The sequence below is a fragment of the Cupriavidus pauculus genome (assembly GCF_002858765.1).
Lineage (GTDB): Bacteria > Pseudomonadota > Gammaproteobacteria > Burkholderiales > Burkholderiaceae > Cupriavidus > Cupriavidus pauculus_B.
On record NZ_PJRP01000022.1, the window covers coordinates 21,781 to 42,187 of the forward strand.

General features: G+C 56.6%; 19 protein-coding genes and 1 pseudogene. 15 read left to right on the forward strand and 5 right to left on the reverse strand.

Annotated features, from left to right (window positions below):
• The 4 genes and pseudogenes from CYJ10_RS29950 to CYJ10_RS29965 form a co-directional block, all read left to right on the forward strand.
• A pseudogene (locus CYJ10_RS29950) lies at positions 1–105 on the forward strand (amino acid ABC transporter permease); the annotation flags it as partial.
• Positions 102–836, forward strand: coding sequence for an amino acid ABC transporter ATP-binding protein (locus tag CYJ10_RS29955; protein ID WP_101685074.1), 735 nt, complete (start codon positions 102–104; stop codon positions 834–836). The pseudogene CYJ10_RS29950 and the gene CYJ10_RS29955, both read left to right, overlap by 4 nt.
• Before the next feature lie 170 nt (positions 837–1,006).
• Positions 1,007–1,540, forward strand: a complete 534-nt coding sequence (locus CYJ10_RS29960) for a TIGR00645 family protein (protein WP_101685075.1) — start codon at positions 1,007–1,009, stop codon at positions 1,538–1,540.
• 156 nt (positions 1,541–1,696) lie between these two features.
• A complete protein-coding gene (locus CYJ10_RS29965) occupies positions 1,697–3,526 on the forward strand; it encodes a methyl-accepting chemotaxis protein (RefSeq protein ID WP_101685076.1) in 1,830 nt (609 codons plus the stop codon).
• Positions 3,527–3,725: 199 nt separating this feature from the next.
• Here the strand turns inward: CYJ10_RS29965 and CYJ10_RS29970 are convergent, their stop codons facing one another.
• A complete protein-coding gene (locus tag CYJ10_RS29970; protein ID WP_101685077.1) occupies positions 3,726–4,418 on the reverse strand; it encodes a hypothetical protein in 693 nt (230 codons plus the stop codon).
• Between the two features lie 181 nt (positions 4,419–4,599).
• Between CYJ10_RS29970 and CYJ10_RS29975 the strand changes: the two genes are divergently transcribed.
• From CYJ10_RS29975 to CYJ10_RS29990, 4 genes are all read left to right on the forward strand, one after another.
• A complete protein-coding gene (locus CYJ10_RS29975; protein WP_101685078.1) occupies positions 4,600–5,163 on the forward strand; it encodes a hypothetical protein in 564 nt (187 codons plus the stop codon).
• Between the two features lie 426 nt (positions 5,164–5,589).
• Positions 5,590–6,108, forward strand: coding sequence for a hypothetical protein (locus CYJ10_RS29980; RefSeq protein WP_101685079.1), 519 nt, complete (start codon positions 5,590–5,592; stop codon positions 6,106–6,108).
• Between the two features lie 5 nt (positions 6,109–6,113).
• On the forward strand, positions 6,114–6,476 hold the full coding sequence (locus CYJ10_RS29985) for a hypothetical protein (RefSeq protein WP_146002148.1): 363 nt from the start codon (positions 6,114–6,116) through the stop codon (positions 6,474–6,476).
• A gap of 317 nt (positions 6,477–6,793) precedes the next feature.
• Positions 6,794–8,452: a hypothetical protein gene (locus tag CYJ10_RS29990; RefSeq protein ID WP_146002149.1), complete on the forward strand. Its 1,659-nt coding sequence runs from the start codon at positions 6,794–6,796 to the stop codon at positions 8,450–8,452.
• Between the two features lie 260 nt (positions 8,453–8,712).
• Here the strand turns inward: CYJ10_RS29990 and CYJ10_RS29995 are convergent, their stop codons facing one another.
• Positions 8,713–9,624 (reverse strand): LysR family transcriptional regulator, encoded by a 912-nt coding sequence (locus tag CYJ10_RS29995; RefSeq protein ID WP_101685082.1) that lies wholly within the window; start codon positions 9,622–9,624, stop codon positions 8,713–8,715.
• Positions 9,625–9,745: 121 nt separating this feature from the next.
• Here CYJ10_RS29995 and CYJ10_RS30000 point away from each other — a divergent pair, with 121 nt between their 5' ends.
• A complete protein-coding gene (locus CYJ10_RS30000) occupies positions 9,746–10,771 on the forward strand; it encodes a zinc-dependent alcohol dehydrogenase family protein (protein WP_101685164.1) in 1,026 nt (341 codons plus the stop codon).
• Between the two features lie 82 nt (positions 10,772–10,853).
• On the opposite strand, the gene CYJ10_RS30005 is transcribed toward CYJ10_RS30000, so the two are convergent.
• On the reverse strand, positions 10,854–11,732 hold the full coding sequence (locus CYJ10_RS30005) for a Dam family site-specific DNA-(adenine-N6)-methyltransferase (RefSeq protein WP_257993602.1): 879 nt from the start codon (positions 11,730–11,732) through the stop codon (positions 10,854–10,856).
• Between the two features lie 162 nt (positions 11,733–11,894).
• Here CYJ10_RS30005 and CYJ10_RS30010 point away from each other — a divergent pair, with 162 nt between their 5' ends.
• The 4 genes from CYJ10_RS30010 (at position 11,895) to CYJ10_RS30025 (ending at position 17,506) form a co-directional block, all read left to right on the forward strand.
• Positions 11,895–13,460, forward strand: a complete 1,566-nt coding sequence (locus CYJ10_RS30010; protein ID WP_101685084.1) for a hypothetical protein — start codon at positions 11,895–11,897, stop codon at positions 13,458–13,460.
• A gap of 113 nt (positions 13,461–13,573) precedes the next feature.
• Positions 13,574–14,836 (forward strand): trypsin-like serine peptidase, encoded by a 1,263-nt coding sequence (locus CYJ10_RS30015; protein WP_180863111.1) that lies wholly within the window; start codon positions 13,574–13,576, stop codon positions 14,834–14,836.
• Positions 14,837–15,383: 547 nt separating this feature from the next.
• The gene (locus CYJ10_RS30020; protein WP_101685086.1) at positions 15,384–16,034 is read left to right on the forward strand and encodes a hypothetical protein; all 651 of its coding nucleotides are present in this window, start codon (positions 15,384–15,386) and stop codon (positions 16,032–16,034) included.
• Between the two features lie 383 nt (positions 16,035–16,417).
• On the forward strand, positions 16,418–17,506 hold the full coding sequence (locus CYJ10_RS30025; protein WP_101685087.1) for a hypothetical protein: 1,089 nt from the start codon (positions 16,418–16,420) through the stop codon (positions 17,504–17,506).
• A gap of 390 nt (positions 17,507–17,896) precedes the next feature.
• On the opposite strand, the gene CYJ10_RS30030 is transcribed toward CYJ10_RS30025, so the two are convergent.
• Both CYJ10_RS30030 and CYJ10_RS34480 read right to left on the reverse strand, forming a co-directional pair.
• Positions 17,897–18,403, reverse strand: coding sequence for a hypothetical protein (locus tag CYJ10_RS30030; RefSeq protein WP_101685088.1), 507 nt, complete (start codon positions 18,401–18,403; stop codon positions 17,897–17,899).
• 270 nt (positions 18,404–18,673) lie between these two features.
• The gene (locus CYJ10_RS34480; protein WP_219621551.1) at positions 18,674–19,177 is read right to left on the reverse strand and encodes a DUF6471 domain-containing protein; all 504 of its coding nucleotides are present in this window, start codon (positions 19,175–19,177) and stop codon (positions 18,674–18,676) included.
• A gap of 203 nt (positions 19,178–19,380) precedes the next feature.
• Here CYJ10_RS34480 and CYJ10_RS30040 point away from each other — a divergent pair, with 203 nt between their 5' ends.
• Together CYJ10_RS30040 and CYJ10_RS30045 are read left to right on the forward strand one after the other, a co-directional pair.
• Entirely contained in the window at positions 19,381–19,881 is a 501-nt protein-coding gene (locus tag CYJ10_RS30040) for an HAD domain-containing protein (RefSeq protein ID WP_101685090.1), read from the forward strand.
• A 30-nt stretch (positions 19,882–19,911) separates the two neighbouring features.
• Entirely contained in the window at positions 19,912–20,406 is a 495-nt protein-coding gene (locus tag CYJ10_RS30045) for an HAD domain-containing protein (protein ID WP_101685091.1), read from the forward strand.
• Position 20,407 lies beyond the last annotated feature (1 nt).

Genomic DNA, 20,407 nt, shown 5'->3' on the forward strand with positions numbered 1-20,407 from the left:
GGCCGCATCGTGGAGATGCTGCTGTTCGCCGGCCTCGTGTACTTCATCATTTGTTTCTCCGCTTCGCTGCTGGTCAAGCGTTATCAGAAAAAGGTGGCCGTATGATCGAAATTAATAACGTTTCCAAGTGGTACGGCGCCTTCCAGGTGCTGACGGACTGCACCACCAAGGTTGCCAAGGGCGAAGTGGTGGTGGTGTGCGGCCCGTCGGGTTCGGGCAAGTCCACGCTGATCAAGACGGTGAACGCGCTGGAGCCGTTCCAGAAGGGCGACATCCTCGTGGACGGCACGTCGGTGGGAAATCCGAAGACCAACCTGCCCAAGCTGCGTTCGCGCGTGGGCATGGTGTTCCAGAACTTCGAACTGTTCCCGCACCTGTCGATCACCGAGAACCTGACCATCGCGCAGATGAAGGTGCTGGGCCGCTCGAAGGAAGAGGCGACAGCCAAGGGCCTGAAGTACCTGGAGCGCGTTGGCCTGAAGAGCCAGGCGGCCAAGTATCCGGGTCAGCTCTCCGGCGGCCAGCAGCAGCGCGTGGCGATCGCCCGTGCGCTGTCGATGGACCCGATCTGCATGCTGTTCGACGAGCCGACGTCGGCGCTTGACCCGGAAATGGTCAACGAAGTGCTGGACGTGATGGTGCAGCTGGCGCAGGAAGGCATGACCATGATGTGCGTGACCCACGAAATGGGTTTCGCCCGCAAGGTGGCCAACCGCGTGATCTTCATGGACGCCGGCAAGATCGTCGAGGACTGCGCGAAGGAAGAGTTCTTCGGCAACATCGACGCACGCTCGGACCGCGCTCGCCAGTTCCTGTCGAAGATTCTCCACCACTAATTGGGCATCCCGCTTCGAAAGCGGTGGTGATGAAGCGATTGGGTTAGACGGCGTTGGAGTGCGCCGGCCGTCCGTGCCGCTGCGAGGCCGTCTAATCCGCTTGGTTGGACTTTCGAGCAGTCTTCAAGATTGCCAAGTCAACTGATTTCTGATGTTTGTAATTGATAGCTATGTCGAAAGTTAGGATTGCCGAGAGGCTTCTGGAAGCCACCCTTTTTAAGGCGCGGTGGTTGCTCGCTCCATTCTACGTCGGCCTCGTCGTGTCGTTGATGATGCTCTTGTATGCATTCTCGCTGGAACTGATTCATGCCGTGTCGGAGATCGAGAGCATGACGCCGGAGCGGGTTATTTTGACGGTACTATCGCTTATCGACCTTTCGTTGGCTGGGAATCTCGTAGTGATCGTCATATTCTCTGGATACGAGAATTTCATCTCGAAGATTGACGTCGGTCAGCACGAGGATCGACCCAGTTGGATGGGTACGCTGGATTTCTCTGGTCTGAAGATGAAGCTGATCGGATCTATCGTCGCAATATCCGCCATTTCATTGCTCCGGGCGTTCATGACTCTGACGGAGAAAGGGCAAGTGTTGGACGAGCCTAGAGTTCGATGGCTCGTGATTCTTCACATAACATTCATAGTTTCCGGAGTCCTTTTTTCCACGATGGACTGGATTGCCGCTCGTGTGGACAAAGATAGCTAATATCGGAGAGTGAAGAGCTGTCCACATATTGATGGATAAATCAAGAATTATTTTGCTAACAGCAATATATTTTTATTGAATTGAATTTTGAATAATTAATGTCTTAAACATAGATAACAGCTGCCGATAGTATGTCTGCGCCACGATTTGGCGTGAATGGAAGCTATTGGAGGATCTATGTCGTTTACTTCGATGCGGACGCGGATGACTATCATCTGCGTTGCTATTGTGATTGCAGCAATGGGTATTGTCGGCGGAGCGAACTACTTCGCAGCAAGGAAGCACAACGACGTTGCAATTCGAGATGAGGTTTTAGCCGTCTCAAACAGCGAAGTAGGCGCTCTGGAATACTGGGTCTCGTCGAAGATCCGGTCACTCCTGGCTTTAGAGGATGTAGCGACAAAGCCTGACGCAGTGCCAGTATTTACAGTCTTGGCGCGGGCTAACGGATTCAGCAACGTCTATGTAGGTTATCCGGATAAGTCCTATCAGCGGATGCCGGTTGGGACCGTGAAGCCAGACTATGACCCTACGGCACGTCCATGGTACAAGCAAGCAGCGGCAGAAAGTAAGCCAATTGTTACTGCACCCTATGTGAGCGCGAACAGTGGCAAGTTGGTAGTGACGTTTGCAGCCCCAATCTTCCGGGAAGGAAAGCTTCTTGGCGTAATTGGAGGTGATGTCGAGATGGATACGGTCATTGCGAACGTTAGGGCGATTCGGCCAACCTCTGGCAGTTTCGCTTTCCTACTCGACGGTAGTGGAAGAATCGTGGCTCACCCAAACGAACAACTGACCTTGAAGCCGGCTACGGAGTTGTCCGGGAGGTTGGATGGTTCGATGATTTCGGCGTTTTCCGACATCGATGCGCTACAAACAGTCGCCATTGGTGGCACGGACAAGTTCGTGTACGCAAAGAATGTAGCCAAAACTGATTGGCGCTTGGTCGTTGCCCTGGATGAGAAAGACGCAACTGCGGGTATGCGCTCGCTGATTCTTACTTCGGCTTGGGTGCTCGTCGCTGTCTCCTGTCTCGCTGCCATTATTATGGGTGCATTGACATCGAAATCCTTCCGTCGGTTGTCCGCAATTCGTGACGCAATGGATGATATCGGATCCGGAAGCGGCGATCTCAGTATGCGGCTGGTTAGCGAAGGGCGGGATGAAGTTGCGCAGATTGCGCATTCATACAACGTTTTTGCCGACAAGCTTTCAGCCGTGTTGCATCAGATCCGGCAAGGCAGTAACACCGTACGGACTGCTGCTGAAGAGATTGCGGCCGGGAATGCACACCTCTCGCAGCGTACTGAGGAGCAGGCAAGCTCTTTGGAGCAGACGGCAGCCAGCATGGAGCAACTAACGAGCATCGTTAGACAAAACGCCGAAAACGCACGCCATGCGAGCTCTCTTTCGATAGATGCCTCTGGTGCTGCACAGCGCGGCGGCTCCGTCGTCGAAAGTGTGATAGCGACTATGGACGGCATCAACGATAGCAGCAAGCAGGCCGTAGCGATTATTGGGGTGATTGAGGGCATTGCGTTCCAAACGAACATCCTCGCGCTCAATGCAGCCGTGGAGGCTGCGCGGGCAGGCGAGCAGGGGCGTGGATTTGCGGTAGTGGCGGACGAAGTGCGTGGCCTGGCGCAAAGGTCAGCGAATGCTGCGAAGGAGATCAAGGCGCTAATCGATGATTCAGTGCAACGAGCCGTTGGCGGTGCCGAGCTGGTAACTCAGGCCGGTGCGACTATGTCGGAGATCGTCCTTTCAGTTAAGCGGGTATCTGACCTTATGGGCGAGATCTCTACCTCCGTCCAAGAGCAGAGTTGTGGTATCGAACAGGTCAATCAGGCCGTTACCGCAATGGACCAGGTTACACAACAGAACGCAGCATTGGTGGAAGAGGCTGCTGCTGCGGCGGAATCGTTGGAAGAGGAAGTGAGGAGTTTGGATAGCGCTGTGGGTATGTTCAAGCTACCGAACCCTTGAGCGTGCATAGGTGCGAGGCCGGTCTGACGACGATACCAAGTGGTTGATTTGTCTCCCGCCCAAAGTGGAGAGACGACGTCTGCCTGGCCGCCTCTGTAATCGCAATTTGTGTCAGGCTCCCTGTTGGATGACAGGGGAGCGCCAAGAGCTTCCCGAATGGGGAGCGGTGTTATCGCGAGGATTGACGAAGGCGGCGCTCTTACATGACGTCTTCGTCAGCCGCCATCGAGCTCTTGGAAGTCTCTGGATATTCCGACTTGAACATTGCTTCCAGTTCGGGAATCAGTGTGATGGCAGTGCGATCTTCAGCAAATCGCTTCCTTCTTGTTTCGATTTCGGAAGTAAAGTGTTCTCTCAAGGTCCCGCTGTCGCCTATGCCAGCGTTAATCTCACGACGGATATCGTCAGCGACATCTAGAACTTTGATGCCGTAGTAGGCAACGCACTGCTCTTCTAGGTGATAGACGTCCTCAATATCCGCCCAGGTATCCCACTGGTCGCGAATCCAGCGTTCTGTCGATGCCGACTGCCCCGGCAGCGCCTTCAAGCGTGCAACGAACGGGATTGGAAGTTCGGTCCAATTCGGCTCCGGCTCGAAGGATAACGATACTGACTTAAGCTTTTTGATATAGAACTCATCGTGATGAGCAGCGCGATGCCAAAGGGCGTTGCTGATATCGTAGAGATAGGCATCGCTGCGTTTGGCGAAGCTTTCCAGTTGCAAAGCAATGTCGAGATAGACGTGTCCGACTCTCTTCCTATCCTTCTCGTCCTCTCGCTTCCGATCGAGCAGCTTTGAACACACGTTCCAGCCGACATTTACCAGCGCACTAACTACAGCGCTTGACGCAACTAGTGTCAACCAGCTCGCGTTGGCCGCCTCGACGGTCATGGAATTCTCCCCTGATTTATTGTTTCAGTCCATTGACCACTACTGCGCGTCGAAAAATTCTGTGGTCAATATCCCATAGTTTGCCGCAGGATTCAGTGAATGACCATGATCAAAGCTGTCCGCGAGCGAAAATAATCCTTGTCGCATGATCGTGGCTCCTAGTACAGGCATGAGATGCCAAATGGAGCGCGCCTACGCAACGATTGGTGAAGCGGTCGTCTTTGCCCAGATTCTCGAAGCGGCAATTGTTCCGCTGTCGGAGATATTCAAGATGAAGTCAGATCCAGCCTACTTCGAGAAGACTGGCGGCGGATTCATTTCCGAAGGTATCTTTAAGAGTGCGACGGCAAACATCATCAAGGAGCTCGAAAAGCGCGGCGGGATTGACGCGGGGCTGCAAGAACTTCTGACCGCATACATCGACATGCGGCATACGCTGATTCATCGATGGTTCATTCAGAAGGGCTGGCCGGCGGATGGCGACGTTGATGCATTCGCGGAAGTGATTGCGTTTGCAGTCAAGGTCAAAATGGAGGCACGTGCGCCGGCTTTTCTATTCACAAGCTACGGTGTCAAGTACGGCCCTCCGGGCGCGGACCACAACAAGCTGGAACGGACATTCTTGGATGCCCATCTTGAAGGATCGCCTCCGTCGAGCGGGAACATGTTGGGTTGTGGTAATTCTGCGCCACCACTCTGGGAACCAATTGTTGGCCGGGAGGATAGAGCCTCGCAAGAGGACTGAGACTGGCTGCAATGCGTCGCTCGCACTGCGAATCCCGATTGCTACAAACCGGATCACATCACCTGAACTTGTCCCCAAAAGAGGGGACGCGGGGATGTTAGCCCCTCTGCTAGACTCGCTTGCAAGTGCCCACCATCGCACGCTGCCGTTTCCGCCGATAGGGCAGGGCGTATTCTTAATAGATTCGGATCGAGGGTCCATGCATCTACGCCGCGCCTGCCATGGTCAGTGTTCTGCGCCCGCGGTTCCGGCAACGCACCCTGTTCAATCCTCCACGCCTATTTCTTAAGATTTAGGGTGGGCTCGCCAAGATTGAAACTTGGCGCTACGACTAATGACTCTCGTAAAGCGGAACGGTCGAATTGTTCAGCAGTTTTAGAGCACGCTTCCTCCTTTGGTTTCTCAACAGTTTTGACGGAGAGGTAAATGGACAAGGATCAAGAACATGGTGCGGTCGCGCCCGCAGCTCTAGTGGACTCCGGTGAGATCAAGCTTACATTCACCAATTTCTCCTCTTATACGTTCTACCGGGACGTCTGGGGCGCGAACCAACAAGCAGTCCTTGGAAATCTCAAAAAATCGCCCGGCAATACGCTCGAAAAACACGGTGGCATGCAGGTTCTGGACCTGGGCCAAACTGCGTTTGCGTGGTTCGCTGATGGAGCCATTGATGTTTGGATGACTTGGTATTGTGAGGAGCTCAGACTTCGGCTCGGCGCCAAGATCTCCGCGCCGATGCAGGTGATTGGCATCGGGCCGAGGCCATACTGGCGAGCAAGTTGGGACAACCTTATCAATCAGGAGCCAGATTGGAAGTCTCCGGGAGATCCGTCGACCCAGTTTACCTTTGGTGATCGTGCGTCGTGGAAGGTGAAGGTCAAAGGTAAGCCTGAATCTTGGCACACGGCACTAGATCTTGTGATCGAAATCACCGACGCAGAGTAACTAATATGCCAATGCTCAGAATCTTTACTCTAGGCGGCCCGGACGGACCTCTTGTCGCAGAATTCAGCACCGGTGCCGGGATGGAACCCTATTATTTTCTCGGGGCAAGGTGGAACCAGCAATTCCAAGCGCTACAGATGTTGAGGGATGCTATGGCCACCGGAAGGCGAGAGATGGTTGTCGACGCTCTCGACACAGGGAATGTACTCAGAAATGTCGGCGGGATGAACTCCACTAGCGCCGAAGAAACCGTCGTAAACATGTTCGAAGCGAACAATAGTGCAGATATTCTCGGGGCGACCTTTGAGGTGGTGATTGAAAGCGATATGTTAGTTGATGAGCTTGCTGCGGTAGCGGCCATAATGTGATTGACGGTTTTTAGGCTCATGACTGCTGCTACCCGGGTTCTGGGTATCATTTTGCCATTCCTAGCATTTCTTCCAATGTGGACTACGATGGAATGATCGACGTGGCCCTGCCCAGCCGCACTGAACCGATTGGCACGACGACTCACTGAGAAGTCGCCATCCGGCTTCGCTCCGCCCATTGCCACTGCCCGAATCGGGATCGGTGGATCACATGGCAGGTCGCCGTCCTCGCATTTTTCCTAATCTGTAGGGTTGCGAGCGAACGGCCGCGTTAGCCTGGCGCGGCGCGACGCATGCGCCTTGGACGGAGGACCATCATGCCCGCCAAGCTCGGCCCGTTGTCGATCTACTCTACGATAAGCCCGTGCAATACGGCTGTTTTTCTGCACGGTCAGGTAATTGGTGCGACGGTGACCTTGGGCGTTACGCGAGCCGGCGTGCCGCTGGCCGGTGACGTAGGCCACGGCGTGGCGTCGTGGCCTGATGGAACCATTGGGTTAGCCATCGCGCTTGCCCCCGGCGACTGGATTACCGCGCGGCAAAGCCTAGCCGGCTTTACGGACAGTGATCCCGCGCCTGTGGTCCAGGTGCAGGCATGGCCGAGCGATGCCGACCTGCACACGGGCTCGTTCACCCGGCCGATATACGCTTGCGCACAGTGCATCGAGCTGCAAGGCCTGTTTCCGCTCGCCGAACTAGTGATTTCCGGCAGCCAAGGGCCGCTCGGTCGCAGTGTGGTAGGCGCGGACGGCATGGCACACGTGGACTTGGATCGCGAGTTGCGCTCTGCCGACTTACCCCTGCAGGCCACGCAGACAGCGTGCAACGGCACCCGTGCGACGTTGACGGACTCGCTGCGGGAGTTTGTGGCGCAGTTACCCGTACCCTTGCCTCAGCCGAGTGCACAACTACCTGCGCGCTGCAGCCCGGTCGTGCTCTGCAGTGGGCTGACACCTGGCGCGAAGGTCATCATCAGCCGTGGCGCGCAGGCATGGGTCGCCTGTGCGGGCCGCCCGTCAACACCAATCCGCATTCCGCCCTTGGCCCCGCCCGTGCCGGGCGACAACACATTGCAGGTCCAGGAAGTATTCGACGCCTGTGGTATCAAATCCTACCCGCCGGTGGATGTCCCTATCCTTGATGGCCCGCCCATGCCGGTGGCCACCGCGCCGCTATGCACCGGTCAGCCGCTGGTGCTCACACAATTGCAGCCTGGGGCTTTGGTTGAAGTCACACTGCCTGACGGGCAGGTGTTCGTGTTCAGCGCCGGCGCCGCGACTCAGCCGTTCAACGTGCCCCCGCTTATACCGGGCCTGCTGCAGGTTCGACAGAACCTTTGCGGGCAGGCCAACAGTTGGAGTGCGACCGCGCTAATTGGGGTTGGCGATCGCGTCCCGAGTGCACCGGAATTGATCTCGCCTGTCCCCCATGCGGTCGGCGTGGATCTGCGCGGCCCGCTGCAGTGGCAGCCTGGTGTTGCCACACCCTGCAACCAGACCAGTACGTTCCGGCTCCAGGTGACAGCCGACAAGCGCTTGACAGATGCCAAGCAGGCCGATGGGCTTACCTTCAACGCTAAGGACGGCAACTACGACATACCAAATATCGTTCCACTGCACTGGTGGTACTTCTACAAACCTGGCAACCTCAAGGGCAATACGGTCTACTACTGGCGTGTGGCAGGGCAGTTCATCGGGAACGCGGGGTGGCAAACTGGACCATGGTCGGCCGTGCACCAGTTCACCACTGCGGCTGAGTCGGCGACCACGCCGGCGGGTGCGCCACCGAACCAGCCGCAGCAGACAGCATTCCAGTTCATAGAGGACTGCTGCGGCAACGGCAACTATCGTCGCGTTGTGGTGGCCTCCGGCACCTCGCTGGCCGACGCGCAGGCGAAGGTGGAACAGCAGGCGCCGGGCTGCGACGTGCGGCCGTATGACGGGTTCTCCCCGGTGCCGCCGTGTAGTGCGCCGTAGGTGCGCGGTCTGCGCTAGACGCAGGCTGAGCTATGCGCAGACTAGCATCGCACGGCGGCCAATGCTCTATGATGAATGTAGCCGCCAAATCCATGGACGGCGAACTTTAGGGCGACCCGCCACTACAGGAGGTGGCGGGCCTTTTTCCCCTACAGGCCGTCGCGTTATTGGATCCTGCGAACTGTCGCGCAACGGCCGTCCGACCTACGTCGGTCGGCCAGTTGCTGGCTGAGTGTCGCCACTCAATGCTGAATAGGGCTTCACGGCCTGAACACGGATGACTCGACTGCTGAGATCCTGATCAACTCGTCGACGGCTACTCTGACCTTTGGTTGCTGGTGCCGCGTCTTCTGCCAGATAGCGTGGATCGGCATCGTTGTTGAGAGCTCTGGCAGCACTTCTCGTAGCGCTCCTGACTGCAAACCGTCGCGCGCCAACCACCCCGGAAGCTGTGCTAGCCCGCAACCCGAGATGCACGCATAGAGCAACGCATCGCCGTCCGTCAGCTCGTGCCGAGCTCGCACGTCGAACTCCGAAGCATCTGTATCGGATTTCGCCAGTAGCCAGCCCGAATGCGAACTGCGTCGCCAGCCAATCAGGCAATCATGCGCGAGTAGATCTTCCCTCTTTACCGGTATGCCGCGCCGCTCGAGATACGCGGGAGCCCCGCAAATGACGAGCCGCTGTTCGCCGAGTTTGCGTGCGACAACGTCCGGATATGCATCAAGTGCCCCAATGCGCACCGCCAGGTCCACACCTTCGCTCACAAGATCCACCGCGCGATCCTGCAGCGTGATTGCCAGGTCGAGGCGTGGGAAGCGCTGTGTCAGGCTCAATAACGCAGGTACGACATGACGGCGACCGAAGGTTGTTGGTAGATCGACGCGCAGACGTCCGATAGGCTGCTCGTGGCCTGTAGAAAGAAAGGCCTCTGTCTGATCCAACTCGTCGAGAATGCGGCGGCACGTCGCGAGAAACGCTTCGCCTGCCGAAGTGAGGTCGATGCGCCGCGTGGTTCGATGGAGTAATTGCACGGCGAGCCGCGTTTCCAGCCGCGAAATGCTCTTTCCAACCGCAGACCCTGTTATGCCGAGCACCTGGGCTGCTGCGGTAAAGCTGCCATGGTCGACGGTAGCCACGAATTCGCGTATCCCAGCAAAACGGTCATCCATCGTTGATTCTGGAATCCAGGGATTGAATGTATGGAATTTTAACCCCTAACTCAACATCAAGGCTGGAAATACACTCTGCGACGTGATGGACATCCGCTGTCCCGCGAACATGGAGTTTGAAATGAAAGCATGGCTTCTCAAGGATTTTGGCTTGCATAACCTGGAACTTGGCGAGGTGCCGACGCCGGTTCCGCAGCCAGGCGAGCTTCTGGTCAAGGTTGGCGCCGTTTCTCTGAATTTTCGCGACAAGGCAATCGTTGATGGCATCTATGAGCCGGCTTCCGTGCCTAAGCCGCTGATTCCCGTATCCGACGTAGCGGGTACCATCGTGGGCACGGGTGCTGGCGTGACTCGCTTCCAGGTCGGCGATCGCGTTAATTCCACACTCTATTCGCGATGGATCGACGGGCCGCCTGGCCCCAATGAGCCGGCGTATTGCCTTGGTATGCCGCTTCCGGGAGGACTCGCCGAATACATGATCATTCACGAGGACAGCGCAGTACCGGCTCCTCCCTCGATGAGCGACGAGGAGGCGTCGACTCTGCCTATTGCGGCGTTGACAGCTTGGTATGCGTTGATGGAGGTCGGCCATCTCCAGCCGGGGCAGACAGTACTCGTGCAAGGCACTGGAGGCGTTTCGATCTTCGCAGCACAGATTGCCATTGCGCACGGCGCACGCGTGATCCTCACGTCGAGTAAGGATGAGAACCTCGCGAAGGTGAAGGAGTTGCTCGCGAGTGATAGCGTCGATGGCATCAACTACAGGTCGCATCCGGGTTGGGAGCGCAGGGTACTCGAACTGACGGATGGGATTGGCGCGGATGTGACGATTGACGTCGCAGGTGGCAATGGCATCAACCTATCCGTCGCGGCGACAAAGGTGCAAGGGGTAATCGCGCAAGTTGGCTTTCTCACAGGTCAAACGACCGCGCTGAACCTCATGCCGCTGATCTTCCGGCAAACAACGATTCGGGGCATTGCGGTCGCGCCGCGATCCTCGTTTGAACGGATGAACCTCTTCCTCGAGGCTAAGAAGATTAAGCCGGTTATCGATCGCGTCTATCAATTTGACGAAACTGTGCAGGCGTTCGAACATCTTGCACGCGGGCCATTCGGGAAGATCGTCATCAAAGTCGCAGGCGCATAGTGGCAAGATTCGGTCGTCTGTGCTGGCAGTCGGCCGGACCGGTTCAGTTTTGGGTTGCTGGGGCGTCGGGGCTGCGAACGACTTACGCCTTAAAGACGAAAATCCCCTCGGCAATCAATCTTCTGCTGTTTGCCTGGGCAGCCACGCTCCGTCGCACTTCAACTTCGTGACATTCCGCACCGCGATACAGGTCTCGCGTCTCCGTAGTCAGGTGATTCGAGATAACCACGGGAATGCCCCTTGCCGCTGTGGTGCGAGCCAAATCTGCCAGCTCTTGTTGGCGTTCTCGCGGGAAGCCCTCTGCGATGTACTTCGTGAAGGATGGCGCATCGTCCAGGTCGACGTACGGAGGGTCGCAATAGATGACGTCTCCACGCACCGCAAGTTTGAACGCGTCCGTGAAGTCGCCCTGCACGATAACCGCCTTGTCTCGCGCACGCTCGCTGAAGGCTCGGATGCTTTCTTCTGGCAGCGCCGGAGCGTGAGCAGCCCGATTCCACGGCACGTTGAAGTTGCCCTTTGCTGAGTACCGCGACAGTCCGTTGAAGCCAAACTTGTTCAAGTAGAGGAAGTAGGCGGCGCGGACGTCGGACGGTGCAGCTCGATTGAAAGCTTCGCGGATATGGAGGTAGATTTCCTCGTTGGCTGCGTGCTGGGAGAACAGAGGGCGAGCGAGCTCAATGATTCGCTCGGGACGTAGGACCAGCTGCTTGTACATGCCAATAAGGTCAACGTGCGCGTCGAGCAGCAGGTAGCTCGGATAATCTGTTCCTAGGAACACGCTTGCGCCGCCAAGGAAGGGTTCGATAAGGCGATTTCCTGCGGGCAGAAGTTCCCTGAGCCTCGGCAGAAGCCGCGTCTTGCCGCCCGGCCATTTCAAAATTGGCCCAGCCGAAGCTGGGATATTGAGGAGAGAAGGAGTGCCGGCTTGTTCGGCGTGGAGGTGAGGATGTTTTTGCATCCCCGGTATAGCCGATTTGGCGGGGCATGACATGCTGTATGTTGTCGCTCGCCGAGGCTACTCACAGGTGCGCGTTCACCCCTCGAAAGTCTGGTCGTCATCCGTGCCGAACGCACTACTATTTAGGTTGCAAAAAATACAAACAACAAAGTGAGGGGAGCTATGAAAAGAACCGCGTTGATCGTGGTCAGTCTGTTGACGCAGGCATGCACTACGTCGCTACAGACACAAAATGTAGCCGGGCAACAGGAGGAAATCTCGGAAGGCGTTGCATACACTCTGCCGGCGACTGCCATCGAAGGCACCATATCGTTCGCACCGACTCGCTGTGTGGACGACAAAGGCAAGGGCACAGCTTCTTTCGAATACGAAATACTGAGTGCTGATTTAAAACAGCGCTTCATACCCGATCCGAAAGAGACGCGCGTCATCAAGCATGAGGAACTTAATGCTGCGTTCAAGAGAACGAATGTCAAAGTCCTTCATTATCCGAATACAGGGATGCTGAAGTCAATTAATGCGGATATCGACGATAGAAGCGCTCAGGTTATTGCATCGATCTCGAGTGTGGCAATTAACCTTGCGAAGGCAGGAGTCTTCCAAGGTGGCATTGTTGGAGCCGCTGGTGCCAAGGATGCATGTCCCGCATCCTTGCAGAAAGGCATAGATGATTTTCGGGCGCTGCAAGGGCGTATCTTGGCTGCCAAGCGGCAGGACGATGCGTTACGTGCAGACAATGACGACGTCGACGCCGCTGCTGCTGCCATGGAGGCGGCGCGTACCGCTGCTGCTGCGGCAAAGGAAGCGGAGGCGCAGGCAAAACTCAAAGCAGAAGTGGCTCAGAAAGAGGCTGCTCTCGCAAAAGCAAAGCGAAAGGTAGCGGGTAGATCTTTGCAAGCTCCCTCGTTGCAAGGGGAATACGACCGCCTACAAGCGATCGTTGTCGCGAAGGCCTCCGTCGCATGGGTGCCTGCCGGCTCGAAGGACCCTGACTGCAGCCAGGAAGTCGTCGCGCCATTCACAGAGTATCGGCAACGCTTTATTCCTTTGGCGAAGAACAGCACCGAAGCTGATGCGATACGTACGTTGCCGGTCCTGCCAGGCAAGGGATTCGCGGCAGTCGTTTGCTTAAAGCGTCTCACAGGCGCCCCGATTTTTGATCAGGGTAAAGCTCAACGAAGTGGTGTTGTATATCGGATTCCTCAAACGGGCCAGTTGGTGGTCGCTAAGAGCGCTAGCAACGTAGGGAGCCCGGAGGGGGGATCAGCGCTCATCCCCGTCGCACAGTACGGCCCCAAGGTGGCCATGACGCTGACGAATAAGGCGTTTGATAAGAACAACATTACAGTAGCGTTCTCGGAAGACGGTACGCTAGCAAGCTTCGAGTTCAATGCTGAATCACGTGCGGAGCGTGGCGCTGCATCGATGGAGCAGCTTAGCAAGGCCTATGGACAAGTCCTGGAGGAGCGAGACAAGGCGAAGCTGGCGAAGGAGAAGGCGCTTGACGACGAGGTGAAACGTCAGCGGCAGCTAGAGATTGATGGCTACAACGCACAGCTGGCCAGCATTGCGAAGCAACGTGAGCTGGAAGTTTCGCGAAGTGGCTTGATGGACCAGATGCAGGTGCAGATCGATGCGACCAACCGCGAAACCACTCTCCTGAACAGCCAGATTGAGCGCGAGAAGAAGCGGCGGGAGCTTGAGAACCTGAAGGCAGGTACGCCATGAGGGCTCGTCTCGCATTATTGATTGCGCTTCCGCTTCCGCTACCGTGTGCGGTCGCAGCCCAAACTATCCCGTCCGGTATGCCAGCCTCATCTCAGCGAGCGTTGGCCGAGGTCATGACGAAGAACACACAGCGCGAACTTGTTCCGTTCAAACTTGACCCTACCACGAAAGCACGCATCGATGACATCCGCGACATCGGCGTGTTAAAGCGTCTGGAACGCGAAGCTGCGATGGCTAAGGCGAGGCCATCTGTCGAGGCGCAGAAAGGTTTGCAGGAAGCCGTGCGGACTCGTCTGGGACTCTATGAACTCAGCGAGCGAGTTCCCAACGATGTGCTGCGCGAAGTTGACCCGACGCTTTCACAGGAAAAGCTGCGGTCGATGGCAGCAGGTGCAGATATAGACAAAAGCTTGGCGGCCATGCTTCTCACTTCGCTTCCACCGGAGCGTTTCAAGAAAGATCTTCCGGCCATTATTCACCCAAATACGCCCACGGATACTCCCGTGCCTCCGATTGGAATGTTGCCTGTCCATATCACTAACCCTCCTACACTGGACAAGGATAAGCAAAGAAAAGACGTTGATTTTTGGCGTCGAGGGTTTGGTGCGGTCGGCGCTCTGGCAGATACGCGCCAAACGCCACCTCTGATTGTTTGTTCCGGTCTTGTACTCGAAGGAAAGTGGTTTCTTACTGCAACCCATTGCTTGCTCGATAGTACGATCCAGGGAGCAGCATCTACCAAAGATCTCGCCGTCTTCTTACCTTTCCAAGGCGGCACGGCCAAAATCGTTGACCGGCAAGGTCGGACCAGCATTGATATGTTTGGAGTCGCGCTCCGTCCAACCATCAATTGGCTGGGCCAGGAAAGTGGCAAGCAACTGCCCACGTCGGAAGATGGTTTCAAAGCTGAGGTTGGTGATGGCAACGATATCACGTTACTGGAATTGGACATTCCAGGCGGGAAGCTGCCTCAAGCCGTACATGCTTCGCGTATCGCTAATACTGCTGAAATTAAGGTGCCCATCACGGTCGCTGGTTACGGCCGTACAACTGCGGTTGATTTGGTCAACAATCTGGGCCTTGAAATAGGTTGGCGGATGACGATTGCTGATCTGGATGATCCCATCAACTTAGTCATTGGCGACGATCGAAAGCGCGCTGCCGATGGCCGAGTCTGCTTCGGTGACTCTGGTGGTCCCGTTTTCCTCGGCTCTCTGTTGGGTGTCGAGACGCCCCCGTTTGTCGTGGCGGCAATGGCGAGTGCAGTCGATCCAGATACCGGGAACGACTGCAGCGTTGGAGTCCAGTTGTATGCGCGCCTTGATCGTCCTGAGGTGCGCCAGTGGCTATGCAAGAAGGCAAAGGTGGGGTGTTAAACGACGGCGACTACCACGATGAGAATCGTGGAAGAGTGAGAGAAGTCGGTTCTAGCGATTCAATGGGCAGCAGTGTGTGAGGCTTGCTGGAGCTGACTGCTCTTCGAGTATCCACGGTTGGATGCCATCCGCGCTGGTAATGCCTCTGGCCTTGCGGGCGACGTCCTTGCGTCGCTACACGCGCCGGCGTAACTCCACATCCTGGTAGCCCGAGCGACATCCGTAGCATTCGGCTTTCTCTATGTCTCCGCGGCTCGGCGCCGGAGGTTGACTCATCCTGACTGGCTGGAGCAGAAGCGCTATGACTTCTGTTACACAATAGTTTTTGGACGGAAACCCCCAGCAATAAGCCCTGATTTCAGGCACTCCATCTTCTCCAGTGCGCCTTGCGCGCGTTTTATTGAGCAATTTCGCGATATACCTCTCCGCGAGCCGCTCCGTCGGCACGCAGAACCGAGGTCAAAGACCTGCTCAATAACACCGCTTTGGAAGGTGGCTTCACATCTGAGACGCCAACTTCCAACGCTAGCTTCGCTGGAGTTTTCCTATGGGTGTACGCTTTTGCTGTTTCATCGCCATTTCCAACCTGGCCAGGACCCCCGACCCCCTAAGCTTCCACCGCTCGCTGTTGGCACAGCAGTGCTCCACGGTCGCCGTGGTCGCGCCGGCTTCGTATCCGCAACTCGCTGAGGGGCTGGTCCCCGATGCTGCCTACGAGTTTGAGACGAGCAGCCGGGAACGGTTCTGTTACGACGACATCAATGATCCGTGGTTCTACAACTACTGTCGAAAGCTGACTGTGCTGATTTCGCCGGGAAAGCCGCTGCAAGGTCGCAGGACCGTCGGCGAGTGGTTCAAGGCGGTTGCCGCACTGGCCGAGGATGAAGAGAAGTATCCTGAGACAGGTGGTCGCGGTCCGTTCTGGGAGTTGTTCCGCTACGGCATGTCCGGCATGACGTTCGGCCCCGTCGTCTGCAAGAAGCTGGTTGCGGACTTCGATGCGTGGGAGGAGGCAGTCAAATCGATTGGCGAAGACAAGTTCTATGAGTATCACATGGAGCTTCGTCGGTGCTTCGCCCACGCGGGTGACAACGGCATGGTGGTGTTTCCCTTCGGTTGGGTTACCCGCTTGGATGACCTCCCTCCCTACGGTGAACCCGTGCTCGGGCTGGACCAGAAGGGTGAGCAACTCGTCTGAGGTGATAGTGGTTTAGAAAGCTCCAACGGGCGTCCTCGCGGCGCTCGTTTTTCTTTTCGGCGGACGGGGTGGCCGGTTCCGCGAATTGAAGCCTTCCCGAGCGAGAGGCATCGGGCACAGAGCGCCGGCTGGTGCTGGCTTCGTTCGATTCGCGCCCTAGGCTCAGCCCCCCTTGACAGTTATTCCCATTTTGCTATCCAATAGTGCTGCGCGTGCCCCAAAGGGGCGCATAGCTAGCGCGAGCATGCAGGTGCTCCCACTAGCCGCAAGTCTCACCTCTGTTTTTCTCTTTTATCGTTTGGACGTCGCCTTTTGAAGCGGTAGTTCGGGGATAAACCTGCACATCGAGCCCGAATTCCACCAACATTCGAAAGGATTGGCGTATGGACGCGCGTATTCAAGAAGTTATCTCCCTCATAGCTCAGCTCCTCAGAGAGCTTCTCAGGCTAAATCCCGAGTATCTTAAACCCAGGCATGCTGAGCACTTGATGGCAGCGGGTTTCGGCTATCCGAATCTCCATGCGTACCTGACTGCGTCAAAGGCAGGCCTCGAGCGCTGCCGTGGCTACTACATTCCGGACTCCGCCATGATCGAGGCCAGGATGATCGAACTCGGCTATCCGCCCGAGTTGGCGCGCAAGTGCGTTGTCGTATTTGCCCAGGGGGTATCCAACGGAGGCTTTGCCAGAGTTGACATGGATGATGATCTGCAAGGCGAGCGTCAATTCATTCAGGGGTCCAGCGAGTTGATGAACCACGCCATGATGGTGCAGAACCTTGAGGACGACATCACGCGCGAAGAGAGCAGCGTCTGGACCACGCTGGCAAAACTCGGCATTCCTCATGACGGTGAGACGGAAGATAACCTGACCTGTGCTATCGAACTCTCGCAGGACTTCCCGTCCTTCCAGCATCTGAATCGAACGGTCGATGTGCCTTTCGTTGTGCGCTACGATCTGGAGCAAGGCGCGAACCCAGAAGCATTGTTCTACAAGACGAACCGGCGGATGGAAATCCGAGGCAATCTCCGGTTGCAACCCAGCGGTAAGCGCGGCTGGGCTTACCCGACCATTCGTCTGGAGGAAACCCCGTTTGTTGATCACCGTACTGACGAGGAGCGCCAGGGCCAATATACGATGTATCCAACGCCGGATTTCGACGAGCAGTTGTTCGACGATGGGGTTGCTGCGGGACGCCACGATACGCTCCCTCCGTCCGGAGCGTCATTCGATTTCCTCGCGGGCTGGATCATGACGGCCCACGGCGTGAATAGCACTGGGCATATGAGCACGGGCCTAATCGACAGGGCGTTCTTCGGAGCTCTCGAAAATGCCAAAGGCCTCAGCGGAATCGGCGGCCGTGAAGCGCTTCATCTCGCTTCGCAGGCTTGTCGCTATCTGGCATCCACGCGTATCCGTGGCGCGCTGGAAGAGTTGATCCAGGAACAGGCTGAAGACGAGCAGGTCTGGTAAGCAAAAAGGCAACCAGGACTGTTGGTGATGGTGTGGCGGTCATTTGGAGCAACTTCAAATGATCGTCGCCGGCGAAGGCCTCTCATGGCGCCCTCGACTTCGTAGCCGCTTTTTTTTCCCGACGCCAGAGTCGTTGCTGACGCGAGGTAGCTCGCGTCAGCGCCGAGCCTTGCGAATAGCAGGGGTTGACTGTGCTGGAGTAGCTACGATTTCTCCGCACACGTCGCAGACTGCCACCAAGCTATCCTTCACGAAACCTCGGTCATCACTAAACGTGACGTCGCGGCGCACGAAGGTCGTGCCTACAATCTTCGCGCAGCGAGGGCAGATGGCGCGGCTCTTGTCGCCTTCGCGGTAGGGCTTCGAACTCATGGGAAACCACGATAGACATCAAGGCGTCTTGCTTTCGCCCGATACACCGGCGTTATAGGACTCGCGCCAACTCGCTAGTGTTGTTTGAAGTGTCTCAAATGGAGCCCCAAAATCGATGTTCAACGCTTCAGTGAGGGACGCGATCAACCCGCGGATTTTTCCGCAATCAGTACACAGGGGGTGGGCGATGATTGAAACGCCGTTCGAGGCTGCCCAGATGACAAGGGCACCCATATGAACCGACTTGTCGCCGTCAAAGTACAGACGCTCGGGTTTGACGTCGCAAAAGCAGCGGTTAAGGAAGTCACCTACGTCGGAGTTCTTAGCAAGCCCCTCCGTCAACTCAAGCGCATCGCATGTTCCCGTGGACATATTGATGGCGAACTTCAGAGTGTCTGGATGAGGCGGTAAGCGTTTGGAGAATAGCTGCCATGAGCCGGGACACTCGATCTCGGGGAGCAGCTTAGCTTGCAGCTCCGCAAACCACTCGTCGGACTGCGACTTTGAGGTTGTCTTGGAAGGCATGGCCAGCTCCTTGTGCTTCTTGCTCGGAGCAAAGGACAAATCTGATGTGCTGTCAAGACGGGGTGAGCAGCGGGAATGGTGCTCCGAGAAAAAGGACGCATTGTGCTTGCGGCAGATGATCTATCCGGCCGCGGTTACAAGTTCTGGCGTCGCCGCGCTTGGCGGTCATAGCCGACCCTTGTTACACCCCCCAGTTTTGCTTGCAAACTGACCCCAATCGCCTAAAGTAAGAACATGACGCGTATAAATACGCGTCATGTGATGCGAAATCTATATGGTTGCAGGGATGGCGGCAGCTTCAATGTCGCATTGGTCTACAAACCGGCTGAGTCCGTGAATTGGCGCTGTCAGGCCGAGCTGAAGGAACAGCGTGAAGGGAACATCATGGTCCGCGAGCAACGTAGCGACCGTCGACGCGTCAATCGAAATACCGCGCTGTCCCAGCAGCGAGCACAAGACTTCGATGCTCAGCTTGTTTGCCAGGAGTTCGTTATGAAATATCTGGGTCGCGGCTTCAGCGATCGACAAATCCGACTCGAGGTAGGCGGCCCATTGAGGTGGGTACTCAGAATCAATGACCTTGAGCGTTGCCACAAAGAACTCCAGGCGAAAGCTGCCTCGTTGAATCTTGCTCTCAACGCTTCGAAAGGTCTCCGCCATTCCGGCGGCGGTTAGCCTAGTGGCAAGTTCTTGGTAGGCGATACCTTTACGCGCGAGAAGGCCGCGAGCAGTCCTCGCAGCCAGCCGCGTCCAAGACGTATCGGTATGGCGCAATTGATATATTCCGTTTGCACAGGCGAGCGCCGCCTGTTAGCAAGCTAACAAGCGGAAACCTGTGTTCGACTCGAAGAAGTAGAACCAAATGCCACCAAGGCAGAGTCGTCCAGCCCCCACGGCTTTGGCGCATCCATTCTAGCCGCACGGCTTGTATGTTGGCGAGAGCGTGTGCCAGGCCCCTCGGTTGGGGAGCCGCCTGTATGGCCACCCTCTTGTATCTCAACATCGATGGCGTATTGCATCCCCGAGCGGTGACCTTCGAGAACGGAAGGGCGCCCAGCTTGCGTACTCAAGATGGTCACAGACTATTCGAGAGGGCCGCGCTGCTGGAATCCATCCTCAGCGTGTATCCCGATACCAAGATTGTTCTCCACTGTTGGTGGCCCTATGTCATCGGATACCGCAATACCGTGCAGCATCTGCCGATGGAACTGCGAGCGCGAGTCATCGGATCAACAATGCCGGGAAACAAGAAGCTACGCTTTCATGCGCGGAGCCTGTGCATTCGAAAAGAGTGGCTCCGCCAGGACCTTCGTCGGCGCTCCCCAATGCATCCGATACTCCTCGACTCGGATTGGTCCCAGGCGCTACCTGAAATTGCGGAAGCTTCGATTATCGTGACGAACGACCAAGGCCTAGCAGCGTCAGGCGTATGCGATGCGTTGGGCCGGCTTCTTGGCCAAGCCACGCTCCTTGCGTGAATCGCACGTGCGTTGAAGGGGAAGACTGCCATGGAATACGATGAGCGCACGAGGATCTTCATCAATCTTGAAGGCGTGCTTGTACCGCCCAGGGTGGGCCCACTTCCTGACGAACCGACTAGCGAAGAAGGCTTGCATTATTGGCGTTGGAGCAGCGCCTTCGCAGAGATGGTCGATCTCTTCGATGCTGTCCTTGTTATCAGAAGTAGTTGGCTGCTGAACTGGACGCTAGACGAGTTACGTGAAAAGCTCCCGCCCGCGCTTGCCATGCGAATGGTGGGTGCAACAGACCCCATCGCGAGCTTGCGACTATCCGGTCTTTTCCGGGTTGCGACCCAGTATGAAGTCATCGCCCGATACGTGAGACTGCACAAGTTAGTGAACTGGTGCGTCGTGGACGATAGGTCGGAAGATTGGCCAGAAATGGAGCTCTGGCGCCAAATCAGTCCTCATCCTGGAATGGGTTTGAGCGACCATGCAACCTTGGCGGAGCTTGAGCTTGTGTTGCGCAGAATGGCATCATGAG